The 15214-nt window shown below is 37.3% G+C and carries 12 protein-coding genes, 1 pseudogene and 1 riboswitch; of the genes and pseudogenes, 4 read left to right on the forward strand and 9 right to left on the reverse strand.

Annotation, left to right across the window (positions count from 1 at the left end; all coding sequences use genetic code 11):
• Positions 1–58 precede the first annotated feature (58 nt).
• Positions 59–643, forward strand: coding sequence for a MarR family winged helix-turn-helix transcriptional regulator (locus tag JCM1039_RS01375; RefSeq protein WP_025014338.1), 585 nt, complete (start codon positions 59–61; stop codon positions 641–643).
• Between the two features lie 9 nt (positions 644–652).
• Positions 653–2383 carry an ABC transporter ATP-binding protein gene (locus JCM1039_RS01380; RefSeq protein WP_025014339.1) on the forward strand — a complete coding sequence of 577 codons (1731 nt, stop codon included), beginning with the start codon at positions 653–655 and terminating at the stop codon, positions 2381–2383.
• Between the two features lie 41 nt (positions 2384–2424).
• Here JCM1039_RS01380 and JCM1039_RS01385 read toward each other — a convergent pair whose 3' ends face one another.
• The 8 genes and pseudogenes from JCM1039_RS01385 to lysA all read right to left on the reverse strand — a co-directional run bounded on the left by JCM1039_RS01385 (position 2425) and on the right by lysA (position 10773).
• Positions 2425–3498, reverse strand: coding sequence for a serine hydrolase domain-containing protein (locus JCM1039_RS01385; protein WP_373852431.1), 1074 nt, complete (start codon positions 3496–3498; stop codon positions 2425–2427).
• 113 nt (positions 3499–3611) lie between these two features.
• The gene (locus JCM1039_RS01390) at positions 3612–4670 is read right to left on the reverse strand and encodes an aspartate-semialdehyde dehydrogenase (protein ID WP_025014341.1); all 1059 of its coding nucleotides are present in this window, start codon (positions 4668–4670) and stop codon (positions 3612–3614) included.
• Positions 4670–5845, reverse strand: coding sequence for an aminotransferase class I/II-fold pyridoxal phosphate-dependent enzyme (locus JCM1039_RS01395; protein WP_025014342.1), 1176 nt, complete (start codon positions 5843–5845; stop codon positions 4670–4672). The genes JCM1039_RS01390 and JCM1039_RS01395 overlap by 1 nt, the downstream gene beginning before the upstream one ends.
• 12 nt (positions 5846–5857) lie before the next feature.
• The gene (gene dapB, locus JCM1039_RS01400; RefSeq protein WP_025014343.1) at positions 5858–6637 is read right to left on the reverse strand and encodes a 4-hydroxy-tetrahydrodipicolinate reductase; all 780 of its coding nucleotides are present in this window, start codon (positions 6635–6637) and stop codon (positions 5858–5860) included.
• Positions 6630–7564, reverse strand: a pseudogene (gene dapA / locus JCM1039_RS10225) (4-hydroxy-tetrahydrodipicolinate synthase). Before dapA ends, dapB begins: the two are co-directional and overlap by 8 nt.
• 1 nt (position 7565) lies before the next feature.
• Complete coding sequence (locus JCM1039_RS01410) at positions 7566–8720, reverse strand: N-acetyldiaminopimelate deacetylase (RefSeq protein ID WP_025014344.1); 1155 nt, start codon at positions 8718–8720, stop codon at positions 7566–7568.
• 1 nt (position 8721) lies between these two features.
• Positions 8722–9432: a 2,3,4,5-tetrahydropyridine-2,6-dicarboxylate N-acetyltransferase gene (dapD, locus tag JCM1039_RS01415; RefSeq protein ID WP_025014345.1), complete on the reverse strand. Its 711-nt coding sequence runs from the start codon at positions 9430–9432 to the stop codon at positions 8722–8724.
• Between the two features lie 30 nt (positions 9433–9462).
• Positions 9463–10773 carry a diaminopimelate decarboxylase gene (lysA, locus tag JCM1039_RS01420; protein WP_025014346.1) on the reverse strand — a complete coding sequence of 437 codons (1311 nt, stop codon included), beginning with the start codon at positions 10771–10773 and terminating at the stop codon, positions 9463–9465.
• Positions 10774–10864: 91 nt separating this feature from the next.
• Positions 10865–11035: riboswitch (Lysine riboswitch) on the reverse strand.
• 217 nt (positions 11036–11252) lie between these two features.
• Between lysA and JCM1039_RS01425 the strand changes: the two genes are divergently transcribed.
• Together JCM1039_RS01425 and dapF are read left to right on the forward strand one after the other, a co-directional pair.
• On the forward strand, positions 11253–12608 hold the full coding sequence (locus JCM1039_RS01425) for an aspartate kinase (RefSeq protein WP_025014347.1): 1356 nt from the start codon (positions 11253–11255) through the stop codon (positions 12606–12608).
• Between the two features lie 11 nt (positions 12609–12619).
• On the forward strand, positions 12620–13624 hold the full coding sequence (gene dapF / locus JCM1039_RS01430; protein ID WP_025014348.1) for a diaminopimelate epimerase: 1005 nt from the start codon (positions 12620–12622) through the stop codon (positions 13622–13624).
• Between the two features lie 54 nt (positions 13625–13678).
• On the opposite strand, the gene yjeM is transcribed toward dapF, so the two are convergent.
• Positions 13679–15190, reverse strand: a complete 1512-nt coding sequence (gene yjeM, locus JCM1039_RS01435; RefSeq protein ID WP_025014349.1) for a glutamate/gamma-aminobutyrate family transporter YjeM — start codon at positions 15188–15190, stop codon at positions 13679–13681.
• Positions 15191–15214 lie beyond the last annotated feature (24 nt).

A 15214-nucleotide genomic window follows, 5' to 3' on the forward strand; every position in this document is an offset into this window, starting at 1 on the left:
CTGTATAATCATTGCATAAATTATTAACAGGTACCTGATATAAATACAGGGGTTAAATATGGATCAAGAAAAAAGAGAATTTAACGAGAAATTTATGGAATTACTCTATTCCATTAGAAAATTTCACATGCTATCTCACAAAAATATCAGTCCTTTGCAAGACACTAGCCGTGGTCAAGGACGAATTCTGGCGATGCTTAGACTCAAATCCAAGATAACAGCTAAGGATTTAAGTTATATTTTAGGCATCAGACAGCAATCCTTAAATGAAACACTGCAAAAGTTAGAAAAAGAAGGCTACATCGTACGTACCCCATCCCCTAAAGATCGGCGTGTCATGCTAATTAGTCTTACTGAAAAAGGTAAAGAAATAAAGCCTGTACAACATGATTGTCTAGATGTACTTGACGAGTTTTCTGATGAGGAATTAAAGCAATTTACAAGTTATATCGATCGCTTGTGTAATGCCTGTGATCAACAAATTAAAACTATTGCTAGTCCCGAAGATGAAGCACGTTTTGATGAATTTCACGAGCGGATACTCAACATGCGTAACAAAATGGGCAGTAAAGATTTCAAAAAAATGATGCGTCACAGTCGTGAAATGCCATTTGGTGGTCTATTACATCACCCATTTGACTAGGAGATTGTTATGGATAGAAAACAAAATAATTTTAGCTTTAAAGACTTCTTCAGTCTGATTAATCAGATTCATCCTAAATATTGGCAGCTCATTGTCGGGATAATCCTTGGCTTTATCTCAACCGGAGCCAGCCTTTTTGTGCCACAGCTTGCACAAAGATTAATCAATAATTTCAAACACATCAGCACTAATCTCGTGGTTATTACTGGCATCATTTTTATCGGCGGCTTAATCGTTGGTGCTCTTTCCGGCTTAATTCTTGGCATTTTTGGTGAAGACGTAGTTGCTAAGCTGAGAAAAACGCTTTGGCAAAAACTGCTTCATTTGCCGGTAAAATATTTTGATAATACCAAGACAGGTGAGATTAGTTCACGTCTAGTCAATGATACGTCTCAAGTTAAAAATCTGCTGGCCAACACTTTACCTAATGCCGTCACTTCCCTACTCCAATTTTTCGGTGCATTAGTAATTATGATGGCGATGGATTGGCAAATGACCTTAATTATGTTTATCGCCGTTCCACTAGTAGTCGTAGCGCTTCTCCCAATTATGCAACAATCACGTAAAATCGGTCGCAGACGCCAAGACGAATTAGCTAACTTTTCAAGTGAATCCACCAGCGTTTTAAGCGAAATCAGATTAGTTAAGTCCTCTAATGGTGAACCAAAAGAATTAAATGTTGGAAGCAATCGGATTTCTAGCCTCTACAATATTGGTGTAAAAGAAGCATTCATTAATTCTTTAACCCAGCCGATTATTAATATGATGATGATGCTTCTTTTCTTAGGCATTCTTGGTTATGGTGCCATCCGCGTAATGAACGGTTCTCTTACAATGGGTGCTTTAGTCTCATTTTTAATGTACCTTTTCCAAATCATGAGTCCGGTAATCATCATTAGTCAATTCTTTAATGAATTATCCAAGACAAGTGGATCAACTCAGCGCATTAATGAAATGCTCAATGAACCAGAAGAAATTGCCCAAGATGAGCAAAATGTAGACATCACCAACAAAGAACTTAAATTAGAACACGTCAACTTTTCCTACGAAGATGGTAAACAAATTCTGCATGACATCAACGTTCAAGCTAAACCTAATACGGTCGTTGCCTTTGCTGGCCCTTCCGGTGGTGGCAAATCAACCATCTTTTCATTAATCGAACGTTTTTACAAACCAACTACTGGTGAAATTACTATTGGCGGACAAAATATTGATCAAATTAGTCTAGAAAATTGGCGCAAACAAATTGGTTTAGTTGGTCAAAACTCTGCCGTAATGCCAGGTACAATTCGTGAAAACTTGCTTTATGGTTTAGAGCGCGAAGTAAGTGATGATGAATTATGGCATGCGCTAGAAATGGCCTACGCCAAAAACTTTGTTCAAGAAATGGATGATCAACTAGATACGCAAATCGGTGAACGCGGAATTAAGCTTTCCGGCGGTCAAAGACAGCGCATTGCAATCGCTCGTGCCTTCTTACGCAATCCAAAAATCTTAATGCTTGATGAAGCAACGGCTAGTCTCGATTCAGAATCTGAGGCAATGGTGCAAAAGGCTTTAAGCAGTTTGATGAAAGATAGAACAACTTTAGTTATTGCCCACCGTTTAAGTACAATCGTTGATGCTGATACAATCTATTTCATCGACCATGGTACCGTCTCTGGATCAGGAAAGCATGAAGATTTAGTCAAATCTACTCCACTTTACGCAGAATATGTAAAGAATCAATTTAAAAAATAATCAAAAAAGCTCAGTTTCAATTGAACTGAGCTTTTTGCTTGCTATCTTTTAATAAATGTACCGGATTTAATTCGCTTTAAAATGCCATAGCCTACACTCTTAATATGATTCTTGCTGTAATATGGTTGGTTTAAGAACATCACAATGCCGTTCTTATTGTCCTTAGTCAGCTGCATCCAGTTTACAAAGTGTGTGCTACCAAAATTACCATATGCAAGTTTCAATTTACCAGCATTTTTAAGGTAAAAACCGCCTGAATAAGTATTTACCTTCGAATTTAAATGTGACATATAACTGAATTGATTGGCTGATAAAATCTTGCCGTTGTACATCCCTTGTTGAATCTTATAATAGTCGCCTGCAGTAGAGAACATATTACCAGCACCAGGCAGCTGAGATACCACATTAGCATTGGCATATGCAGCACTGCGATAATTCTTGCCATGACGATACAAATAGGAAATAGCATCTGTTTTTGAACGTGGAATACTACTATAAATATAGGTATGACGCAAATGCAATGGTTTAACAATTCTACTCTTCAAATTAGCTGCATATGATTTACCGGTAACCTTACAAATAATTCCTGCTAATAAAACATAATTAGCATTATTGTAGTTAAAATTGTTCAATCCGGTATTACCTGACAAATTTGCTCTAGCGACAGTCCAATTAATTGCCCCATTTTCAGAGAATCTAATGCCGTGATTTGATTCTGTACCGCTCACATTAATGCCTGAAGTATGAGTCATCAATTGACCTACTGTAATCTTAGAAGAATTCTTTAATAATGGATACCAACGAGAAATCTTGGTATTTTGTGAAAGCTTACCTTTATAAATAAGTTGCGTGATCATGGCTGCAGTAACCATCTTTTGCAATGATCCCACTGGATAAACTAGTTTGCTGCTACCATTTTTTAAATGACGCTTGTAATAACCGTACCCCATATTAACTGTCTGACGATGACCGTTTTTTACGATTACGATTGAGCCACGTAAATGATTTTTCTTCATTGTTTTCTGAGCATAGCTACGCAATTGCTTATTACTATAAGCTGCTTTTACCGATTGCGCACTAAATAAACCGCAAAAGACAATCAATAATGCGGTCAAAAATAACCAGAATTGTTCCTTATGTTTCAAAATAAGTGCCCTCTTCAACTTCAGTCCTGGATTATTTTACCACAAAGAAAAAAAGCACCTAAGTGCTTTTTTCAGTAATTTGATTAAATCAAGTTCATCTTAACTAAGTATTCCGCATTTTCAACAGTGTTCCAAGCTGCACCCTTAAGCAAGTTATCAGCTACGACCCACATATTGAATGCGCCCTTGTTTTCATAATCTGGACGGATACGGCCTACAAAAGTTTCACGCCTGCCCTCTGCATTGATTGGTTGAGGATAAATTTGATGTTTAATATCATCTTGCAAAACGTCGCCTGGGAAGTTAGCTACAGCATCCATAATGTCTTGTGCTGTTGCACTTTCATCTTCAACAGTGAAGTAAACACTTTCACCGTGAGCAATTGGAACTGGCACTCTAACACAAGTTGCAGTTACTTTAATATCCTTAGCATTTATGTCACCTAACATAATCTTCTTAGTTTCGTGGATCATCTTCCATTCTTCGTGTGAGTAACCACTATCTTCCAAGACATCGATTTGCGGCAATAAGTTAAACGCTAATGGATAATGTTTCTTATCACCCTTAGTTGGCAAAATTTTGGCATCTGCTTGCATATCTTTTCCATCTAAGTAATCTTGAGCTTCCTTCTTTAATTCATTAATTGCGGCTTGACCTGCACCAGAAGCAGCTTGATAAGTTGAAACAATAATTTGTTTTAAACCAAACTTTCTTCTGATTGGTTCAAGGGCCATGACCATTTGAATAGTAGAACAATTTGGATTGGCAATGATACCGTGGTGATTCTTCAATGCATCAGGATTAACTTCTGGTACAACTAGTGGCACATCCTCTTCCATTCTGAAAGCACTGGTGTTGTCGACACAAACTGCACCTCTTTTAACAGCTTCTGGCAAGAACTTCTTTGAAACAGAACCACCTGCTGAAGATAAAACTAAATCGATACCGTCAAAAGAATCTGGCGTAGTTTCTTCAACTGTTAAGTCTTGATCTCTAAATTTTAAAACTGTGCCTGCTGAACGACTAGAAGCTAGTAACTTAACGCTTTTTACAGGAATGGTTGACTTTGCTAATTGATCAATCATTCTTCTACCAACAGCACCAGTAGCACCTAAAATTGCGACATTATATTCCTTAACCATTATTCGTCCTCTTGTAAAAATTTCTTCATTCGCTTCATTGCTTCATGCAAGTTTTCATCACTTGATGCATAAGATAATCTAATATGACCTTCACCACCAGGACCAAATGCACTACCTGGAGTGATACCCACTTTTTCTTTAAAAGCTAAATCCAAGGCAAATTTCATATCGTCTTTGCCATACTTAGCTGGAATTTTAGCAAAGATATAAAATGCACCTTCTGGCTTAACTGCTTGCATCCCCATCTCGGCTAATTCCTTTAAAACATAGTCACGACGCTTTTCATAAACTTCCCTATATTTCTCAGGGTCATCAAGTCCGTGTTCAAGTGCTTCAATTGCGGCAGCTTGTGATGAATCCGTCGTAGTCGTGACCATAAGGCCATGAACTTTACCAATTTCTGCCATAATTTTTGCCGGTCCGGCAACATAGCCTAAACGATAACCAGTCATCGCATGTGATTTAGATAAACCAGAGATATAAATTGCTCTTTCTGGAATTAAGCTGGCAATTGAAAAGTGTTTTACACCGTAAGTCAAAGTACTGTAAATTTCATCGGTAATTACGTACAGATGATTATCTTTAATTACCTTAGCCAAAGCTTTAATTTCATCTTCGCTATATTCAACACCTGTTGGGTTAGTTGGATAATTCAAAATTACTGCTTTAATTGTTGGATTTTCTTTGATAGTTTCTTCTAACTTCTTAGGTGTTAACTTAAAACCATCTTCTGCAGTATTCATCAAAACATAATCGGCATCAGCAAGTGTAGCCACGGGCCAATATAGAGAAAAGACTGGCGTAGGAATTGCAACCTTGTCACCAGGATTAGTAATAGCAAACAAGGTAGCGTTAATTGCTTCAGTTGCACCAACTGTTACTACGATTTCTGTTTCTGGATCATATTCAATTCCAGTAATCTTTTTCAAATATTTACTGATAGCTTTTCTTAATTCAAGCTTTCCCTTTTGTGGAGCATAGTGTGAATCATTATCTGCGATACTCTTAATAGCCGCTTGCTTAACGTGCTCAGGAGTATTCATATCTGGTTCACCCAAAGTCAATTTGATAATGCCAGGAATAGCTGAAACTTTGTTATCAAAGATTCTAATTCCTGAAGCTTTTACATCAGTGATCTTTTTGCTTAATCCTAAATCATTAGCTAATTCTGGCATAGGTTTTCTCCTTTATAAAATATTTTCTAATCCAACTACCAACTCATCGAGTTGATCGACCTTTTCTAAGGCTACTTTGACACCACCCATAAAGCTTTCACGGTCAAAAGAGTCTTGTCTGATAGTTAATGCCTCACCAGGTCCACCGAACAAAACTTGCTCATGAGCAATATAGCCTGGCAAACGAACTGAGTGAATCTTAATTCCTTGATAATCGCCACCACGAACATTTTTCAAAGTTTCCACTTCATCTGGTGCAGTTTCATGTTCTGGCCTGTTTTCTGCAATCATCTTAGCAGTAGCTAAAGCAGTACCAGATGGAGCATCTTTCTTATCTGCGTGGTGCATTTCAATAATTTCTGCATCAGGGAAATATTTAGCAGCTTCTTTAGCAAATTTCATTAAAAGTACAGCTGACATACCAAAGTTTGGTGCAATCAATCCTCCGACTTTTTCTTTTTGCGAAATTTTGATTAATTCAGCTTCTTGTTCATCGCTCATCCCAGTGGTACCAACTACTGGAGAAATATGGTGTTCCAAAGCAAACCTCACATTGCCATAGACTGCTTTGGGTGTGGTGAAGTCAATCCAAATGTCTGCTGCTCGATCAGGAATTTCAGCTAAATTCTTATAGATCTTAGCTCCTGCTGGTAAATGATACTTTTCTGGATCGTCTGTAGCTGTAGGTGACATCCCTGCAACTAGCTCAAAATTATCTAAATTGTTTACTAGATTAACGGCTTTTTGTCCCATTGCACCAGTAAAACCAGCAACTAACACTTTTTTAGTCATCTTCCAATTCCTTTCCTAAATCAAGTGGCAACTTGTGCATCAATGCATTATCAGCTAAACCTAAATGCTTAGCCAAATTCGTCTTTTCTTCATCATTTAGACTTACTAGTGGCAAGCGGCAGTCGCCATATTAAAGCCTTGTGCATTAAGCACTGCCTTAACTGGTGAAGGAGATGGATACATAAATAATGCTTGCATCTTTGGTGTTAACCAGCGTTGGATCTTGGCAGTCTTTGGATAATTGCCTTCATATAATGAGTTATACATTTGACGCATTTCTTTAGTATAAATATGACTTGCGACTGAAATAACACCGTTAGCTCCAAGAAGACGTGCTGTTAAAGCTTGCGTATCTTCACCTGTAAAGACTTGGAAGTCATCATCTTTATTTTCAATGATATACTCTAATTCTTCCAAAGAGGCACATTGCTTAATTCCTTTAATATTCTTCAAGTGCGACAATTGAACGATGGTTTCTTTTTCCATCTTGACGCCAGTTCTACCTGGAATGTTGTAAATTATAACTGGAATTTGTGTCTTTTCATTTACTGCAGTAAAGTGAGCGATCATGCTGCGTTGATTTGGCTTATTGTAAGGTGGAACAACTACCAAGGCATAATCAATACCATCAATTTTTGCTACTTCATTGGTAAACTTAATTGTCTCTGCAGTGTTATTGCTTCCTGTACCAGCGATTACAGGTACACGACCATTAACAATTTGACCAAAATGCTTATATAAAGAAATTTTCTCATCATGACTGAGTGTAGGAGTTTCACCTGTTGTTCCTCCTACAACAAAGCCGTTGCATCCCAAATTGATTAAACGGTTAACTAACTTTTCTAAAACATCAAAATCAATTTCATTATTTTCATTAAAAGGCGTTGCAATCGCCGTTAATAAATCAGAATCAATTAATGTAGCCATCTTATCTCTCCATTCTACTAATTAAAAATCCCTTAATTGCATCAACGCCGCGCTGAATGCTCTTTTCATTTGGATTAAGCGTAGCTGAATGAAGCTCAGAATCAGGATCACCTACTCCTAACCAAAACATGGTTCCTGGAAACTTGGCAAGCAATAAACCGAAATCTTCTCCGGTCATTTTTGGTTCAGTTTCAATATAATTAACATCTTTATTTTCTTTCATATAAGAAATAAAGTTTTTCGTTAATTTTGGATCATTCTCAACTGGCCAGTAGCCACCCTGATTCAAGTTCAATTTAACTTGCATATTGTAGCTACGGGCAATCCCCTCACAAAGGTCTTTCAATCTTTGATCAATATGCAAAATCATTTCTTGCGTTAAACCACGCAGAGTTCCTTCAATTCTTGTGTGACCTGCAATCACGTTTCTAATCGTACCGGCCTCAACTTTACCTAAGGTAATTACCCCACTTTGAATTGGATCAATACTACGTGAAATAATTGTTTGGATCTGCATGATTAAATTAGCTGCAGCCACAACTGTATCATTTGCATTTTGTGGGAAAGCGGCGTGTCCGTCTTTACCATAAAGATCGATATTGATCTCTGTCGTTCCAGCAAACAAGGTACCCATTCTGCAGCCAATGCTGCCAGCCGGTAAAGCTGGATTATCGTGCAAACCATAGAATTCATCCGGTTTAAATTCACCTTGAAAGATTCCTTTTTCATAAGCTTGTTTGCCGCCACTCTCACTTTCTTCAGCGGGTTGAAAGAAGAACAACAAATTATCTTTTGGTTGATATTCACTAAAATAGCTAAGCAATCCGATGGCCACACTCATATGAATATCATGACCACACGCATGCATTACACCTGCATTTTTTGAAGAAAATGGCAAATTTGTTTTTTCAGTCACTGGTAAAGCATCAATATCTGTTCGATAACCGATCGTCCTTTTTGGATCCGAACCTTTGACTAAAACCAAAATTGCAGTAGGCAAGCTCGCTGGCGTTTTAATTGTTAAATAATCTTGCTTAAAATCTTGAATTACTTCTAATAAATATGCATGCGTTTCTTTTTCTTGAAGTGCAAGTTCAGGAATCTCATGTAAATGTCTTCTTATCTTAATTAGTTCGTCTTCAATTAAAACTGCCATTTTAAATCTTTCTTAGATCATCCTCAAGACCTGTCTTGCTTTCGGTCTTTTCGTCAACTTTCTTAATTACTCTCGCAGGAACACCAGCAACCATGGTGTGCGGAGCAACATCTTTGGTAACTACAGCACCAGCCGCAATTACAGCACCTTCACCAACATGAACACCCTCGATTACTACGGCAGTGGCACCCATAACCACATTATCTTCAATCACAACAGGTTTTGCTGAAGCTGGTTCGATAACACCGGCTAAAACACTACCCGCACCGATGTGACAATGCTTGCCTACGATTGCACGACCGCCTAAGACTGTTCCCATGTCGATCATGGTATCATCACCAATTTCTGCACCGATATTGATAATGGCACCCATCATGATAACGGCATTTTTACCAATGGCTACGCGATCGCGAATAATCGCACCTGGTTCAATTCGAGCATCGAATTTCTTCAAGTCAACTAATGGAACAGCTGAATTTCTGGCATCATTTTCAATGTGGTAATCAGTAATTAAGGCTTTATTTTCTTTAAGGAATGGTTCAACGTATTTCCAGTCACCAAAAATTACGCCGAAACTTTTTTCAGTAAAATTCTCAATTTCTTTTGGAAAATTAAGTTGATCGATTTGCCCTTTAATGAAAACTTTTACTGGAGTCTTCTTTGGTGCATTACCGATGTATTCAATAATGCTTTTTGCGTCTAATTCTGCCATAACTTTACCTTCCTATATTATTTGTTTCTATTAACCTTCATATGATTGATCTAGGTGGACTAAATCCTCTAAGCTTTCTCTCTTAATGACTAGTTTAGCTTTACCATTTTCCACAAAGACAACCGCTGGACGAGGATTACGGTTATAATTTGAAGCCATCGAATAGCCATATGCTCCTGTATCAAGCATTGCTAAAAGTGAACCTGACTTCGTTGCCGGTAATGCTTGATCTTCCGCTAAGATATCGCCACTTTCACAATACTTACCAGCAATTCTGACATGTTCGGTAAGTGGTGCTTTAGGATCAGTAGCCAAAACTGTTTCATATTTGGCATCATATAAAGCTGGGCGAATGTTATCTCCCATGCCGCCGTCAACAGTGACATATGGACGATATCCTGGAACAACCTTGCGGCTACCTGTTGTATATAAGTTATAACCAGCGGGGCCTACAATTGAACGTCCTGGCTCGATATCAATTTCTGGTACCGGAAAAGCAGCTTCCTTAGCTTCTCGCTTAATTGTTTCAACTATTGCCTTAACAAATTCTTCAGGCTTTAGTGGGTTATCTTCAGAAGTATATTTAATTCCGAAGCCACCGCCTACATTGATTACTTTAGCTGTATAACCATAACGACTGCGCCAATTTTCGGCTACTTCCATCAATTTCTTAGCAGCCATTTCAAAACCATTTAGTTCAAAGATTTGTGAACCGATGTGAGCATGGATACCAACCATATTCATTCTCGAATTAGCTAAAACTTGTTCTAGCGCCAAATCAGCTTGACCGGATTCAAGATCAAAACCAAACTTACTATCAACTTGTCCGGTTTGATCATATTCATGGGTATGGGCTGAAATACCTGGCGTAATTCTCAACATCACATTGATTTTTGCATTTTGTTCACGCAGCACCTTATCAAGCAATTTAATTTCATGGAAATTATCAATAATAATTTTGCCTACGTGATTCTTAACGGCCATTTCGATTTCAAATAATGTTTTGTTGTTACCGTGAAAACTGATACGTTCTGTTGGAAAGTGTGCCTTTAATGCTGTATAAAGTTCTCCTGCTGAAACGACATCAGTGTAAGCTCCCTCTTCATTAGCTACTTGATACATCGCAATACAAGCAAAGGCTTTGCTAGCGTAACTAACTGCATAAGCAACTTTTTCTTCTTCAAATACTTTTTTAAAAGCTCTAATTTGATTGCGAATCTGTTCAACATCATAAACCACTAGTGGTGTGCCGTACTCTTTGGCTAAATCAACTGTATCAACACCACCAATAGTTAAATGACCTTTTTCATTAATTTGATTTGCTAAAATTTGAGGATTCATGTTTCTGCTCCATTCTTATTTTGCCGAAACGCTAATCAAAAAATCCATTGTCTGCGCCAAACAAACAATGGATTAGTTTTTGCTTAATCTTATGGTCGATAGCGCTCCGCGATTTATTCGCGACAGTTCGCAACTTATTCAACTGCGACCCAGCTTAATTCTTTGGCATGAATAAACTTCGGCAACCTCCCCTTTCACAGTTAGTCTTCGTTATGCCTAACTCGTAATTGCTACTCTTGTCAGCTGCACCTCTATGATTTAACTGTAGTCTACAGTTTTATGAAAATATAGTCAACAGTTTTATTATAAAAAATTAATTTAATTTATATTTACATTATTATGCACATCATTTTTGCACTTGATATTATTGCCTTTTAGTTGCATGATTAAAAAATAATGTTAAAATTCAACTGAATTTAGTCTAGCTTTATTATTTCAAATTAATGATTTCTGAAAATCATTACTAAGGAGTTAATCTTATGAAAGTCGTAAAATTTGGAGGCAGTTCTTTAGCAAGTGGCTCTAGTGTTGAACAAGCATTAAATATTATTTTAAGTGACCCTCAAAGACAAGTAATTGTCGTTTCCGCACCAGGTAAAAGAGAAAGTAATGATATTAAAGTCACCGATCTTTTAATCAAATACGCGAATCAAGTTTTAAATAGCGAAGAGACAAATGAAATAGTTACTAAAATTTTTGCTCGTTATCAAGAAATCGGTTATTACTTTGGCTTAAGTGACCAAGATTTACAAATAATCAAAGACATTTTAATTGCTCTGCCTAAGCAGAAATATCCTAATTCCGACTATTTAATGGCCGCATTTAAAGCGCACGGCGAACGACTGAACGCTCGCTTAATTGCCCTTATCTTGCAACATAAAGGTATCAAGAGCAGATTTTTAGATCCAACCGAAGCTGGTTTGATCGTAACCGGTAAGCCAAATGATGCTTTGGTTAATCCAGAAAGCTATTTAAATCTTGACCAAGTTAAAATTGCCAAAGATGAACGCATTATTTTCCCTGGCTTTTTCGGAATTACTCCATCAGGTCATATTGCTACATTTTCACGTGGTGGTTCTGATATTACAGGAGCAATTTTAGCTCGTGGCTTTCACGCTGATTTATATGAAAACTTTACTGATGTTAATGGAATTTTCGCCGCAAATCCTAACATCGTAGATCATCCAGAATCAATTAGAAAAATGACCTACCGTGAAATGCGTGAATTATCTTATGCTGGTTTCTCAGTTTTTCATGACGAAGCTTTAATCCCGGCAATTCATGGGCAAATTCCGATTAATGTTAAAAATACGCATGAACCTGAAAATCCAGGAACGATGATTGTACCAGAAAAGAATTTTGAGCCAGATAACACCATTACAGGCGTAACTAGTCAAAAACACTTTTCTGCCTTATATTTACACAAATACTTGCTTAACAAAGAGGCTGGTTTCACTCTTCGAATTTTGCAAATTTTATACAGACATAATGTTCCTTACGAACACATGCCATCCGGTATTGACGATATTACAATTATTTTCAATAATGATTTTCTAAATGATCAATTAATCGATCAAATTTGCAACGAAATTCAAGCAACGATCAATCCTGATCAACTCGAATGGATTGACGATTATGCTATCATCATGATTGTCGGCGAAGGGATGAAAAAAACGCATGGCGTAAGCCGTCAAATTCTAGACTCTTTAGATGAACAAGGAATTTCTCCACGCATGATCAATCAAGGTGCATCCCAAATCTCAATGATGATTGGGACTAAGAAAGAAAAAGCCGACGAAGCAGTCAAAATTATTTATCAGCAATTTTTTAATTAAGAAGGTGCAACATGGTTAAGTTATTAAAAGTACACGGCTCTCAAAATCATTTCTTTATTCTAGACCAAACCGAATTAGATAAGCCACTAACTGACGAAGAATTAAGAGACTTTACTAAAAAAATCACCAATGCTCAAACTGGTATTTTAAATGGTGCAGACGGCGTCTTAGCTATTAATAAACCCGTCCGTAAAGGCGCTTTAGCACAGATGCGAGTTATCAACGAAGACGGTAGCGAAGCTTCAATGTGTGGTAATGGTCTTAGAACCGTGGCTCGTTATTTGAGTGAAAAATACCAACAAGATCACTTCTTAGTCGATACAATGAATGCTAGCTTGCGTGTTCATAAAGAAAATGACTTTGCTAAAGACGTACCAGCTTATTCAGTTGAAATCTCGCCAGTCAGATTTAACAAAGAGGCCTTGCCCTTCACTAATTTAGGACATGACCGCATAATTGATAATTTTGTACCGGAACTTTATCCTGGTCTGCGCTTTACTTCTATTGCCGTACCTAACCCTCACCTAATTAGTTTTGTTAACCAAGAACAAATTTCTAGCCCAATTTTGGGAATCGTCGGTAAAAGATTAAATAGTGAAAATCCTTATTTCACTGATGGCGTTAATGTTAACTTTGCCCAAATTTTAGACAAAAACAAACTGTTTGTTCGTACCTATGAAAGAGGCGTTGGCTTTACCAATGCATGTGGTACCGGTATGTCGGCTACTTCATTAGCCCTTTGGTTAACTCATCCTGAAATGGTTGATACTGATTCACAAATTGATGTCTTCAACCCTGGTGGCATGGTCAAAACTAAGGTCCATTACGACGATAACGACTATTGGATTGAATTGACAGGTAATGCAACATTTACTCATCAAATTAATATTTCTGAAGGTGATCTACAAAATGGCAATTTTGCTAATGTGCAAATTTCAGAAACTAACGAACAACAAGCCTACGAGCATTTCGTAGACAACTTACCTAAATTCAATGATATTGCCACTCTGGCATAAAAAAGCTTGCTTGCGCAAGCTTTTTTATTTTTGTTTAGTTTTTAAACTTTACTATTAATCCAGATCTTTCAATCCATGCTTCTTTTTAGAAACTCGGTAGAAAATATAAGCTACTAAACCAAAGAAAATAGGACCAAAGCCTGTCCAGAAGGCTGTCGCATATCTGCCTTCAAGAACTGGCTGCAAAACCGTAAAGATAATACCGGTGCAGACAATGATTTCAACAAAGACAACCAAAGCTACAGTCCATTGGTAATTGGTAAATACTCTAAATTTACGTGGATAATCCTTCTTAAGGAAGAATGGAAATGCACCAATCAAGAAAATATATGGTGCAGTAGCTGCGACATTGCCCATATCAGTCAGAATCTGATAAAAGCTGGTTGCTGCACTACCACCAAATGAAACAACCGCAATTAATAGACATACAAAGATAGTTTGTGCCCACATTGCATTAGCAGGAATACCATGCTTATTTAACTTAGTAGCGGCCTTGGGCCAGAGTCTTGGGTCAGAACCCATAATAAATGACTTAACTGGTGAGTAAAGTAAAACAAAGAATGCACCCATCATTCCCATCAAGCCAGATAAAGCAATGGCTCTAGTAAAAATTTTACCGATCATTAAACTGGTATGAGGATCAAGATTTAAAGCATAGCCAAACGCTTTACCCAAGGTTCCATAAACCACGTAAGTGATATTACCGGTATTGGCTCCTGTTTCAACGATATCTTTTTGATAGTTGACTGAAAAACCAGTCATAAAGATCATCAAAACATATGAAATAATGGTAAACAAACTACCAATAATCAACCCCTTAGGGAAGTCTTTTTCAGGGTGCTTCATACTATCGATCACACCACCAACGGTTTCCATACCACCATATGCAAAGACAGCATATACGACAAATGAAATAATTGTGATTGGCGTTTGGAAATCCTTATTTGGTGAAACAATAAAGCTTTGCAAACCATTGATTGGTTGTGCCAATTGACCATGATTCATGATAATTACTATTAAACTAGATAGAATGAATACCAAATTCATTCCGATCATGAACCAGCCACCAATAGAAGACATGATTTTAATTCCCGTCATCCCTCTTGAAGAAAGATAAGTGGATACAATCATGAATAAAATAGCTAAAACACCAATTAACTCTGTACCATGTAGACCAAAGAAATCCCAACTTTGCGTGATATCTTTACCAAAAATAAGCGCAGAAATTGAAATCCACAGTCTAGAAGCGCTTGAAACTAACCAAAGTACCCAGTTAGCAAGCCAAACGAAAGTACCAATAAAGGCCCATTTTTCGCCAATTGAACCAGCTAACCAAGAATAAATACCACCTTTGGCATCATGAAAGGCAGAACCATATTCCGACATCATCAATCCAGCTGGGAAGAAGAAACAAATCCCAGCTAAAATAAACCAAATAATTCCAGCATAAGTCATTTGCCGGTACGAAACAGATACATTACCAAAGCCATAAACTGTCGTGATAATCATCAAGACAAGGCTCATAGTCGTTATTGTCTTTTTCGTTTGAGTATTTTCATCATCCAAAACAAAACCTCTACTTTCTGTTTA

It is taken from the genome of Lactobacillus kitasatonis DSM 16761 = JCM 1039, assembly GCF_000615285.1.
Lineage (GTDB): Bacteria > Bacillota > Bacilli > Lactobacillales > Lactobacillaceae > Lactobacillus > Lactobacillus kitasatonis.

Excerpts from the sequence above, each read along its gene's own strand:
- JCM1039_RS01375 (WP_025014338.1), top strand. The coding sequence starts at position 59 with ATGGATCAAGAAAAAAGAGAATTTAACGAGAAATTTATGGAATTACTC.
- JCM1039_RS01380 (WP_025014339.1), top strand. The coding sequence starts at position 653 with ATGGATAGAAAACAAAATAATTTTAGCTTTAAAGACTTCTTCAGTCTG.
- JCM1039_RS01390 (WP_025014341.1), bottom strand. The coding sequence starts at position 4,670 with ATGGTTAAGGAATATAATGTCGCAATTTTAGGTGCTACTGGTGCTGTT.
- JCM1039_RS01395 (WP_025014342.1), bottom strand. The coding sequence starts at position 5,845 with ATGCCAGAATTAGCTAATGATTTAGGATTAAGCAAAAAGATCACTGAT.
- dapB (WP_025014343.1), bottom strand. The coding sequence starts at position 6,637 with ATGACTAAAAAAGTGTTAGTTGCTGGTTTTACTGGTGCAATGGGACAA.
- JCM1039_RS01410 (WP_025014344.1), bottom strand. The coding sequence starts at position 8,720 with ATGGCAGTTTTAATTGAAGACGAACTAATTAAGATAAGAAGACATTTA.
- dapD (WP_025014345.1), bottom strand. The coding sequence starts at position 9,432 with ATGGCAGAATTAGACGCAAAAAGCATTATTGAATACATCGGTAATGCA.
- lysA (WP_025014346.1), bottom strand. The coding sequence starts at position 10,773 with ATGAATCCTCAAATTTTAGCAAATCAAATTAATGAAAAAGGTCATTTA.
- JCM1039_RS01425 (WP_025014347.1), top strand. The coding sequence starts at position 11,253 with ATGAAAGTCGTAAAATTTGGAGGCAGTTCTTTAGCAAGTGGCTCTAGT.
- dapF (WP_025014348.1), top strand. The coding sequence starts at position 12,620 with ATGGTTAAGTTATTAAAAGTACACGGCTCTCAAAATCATTTCTTTATT.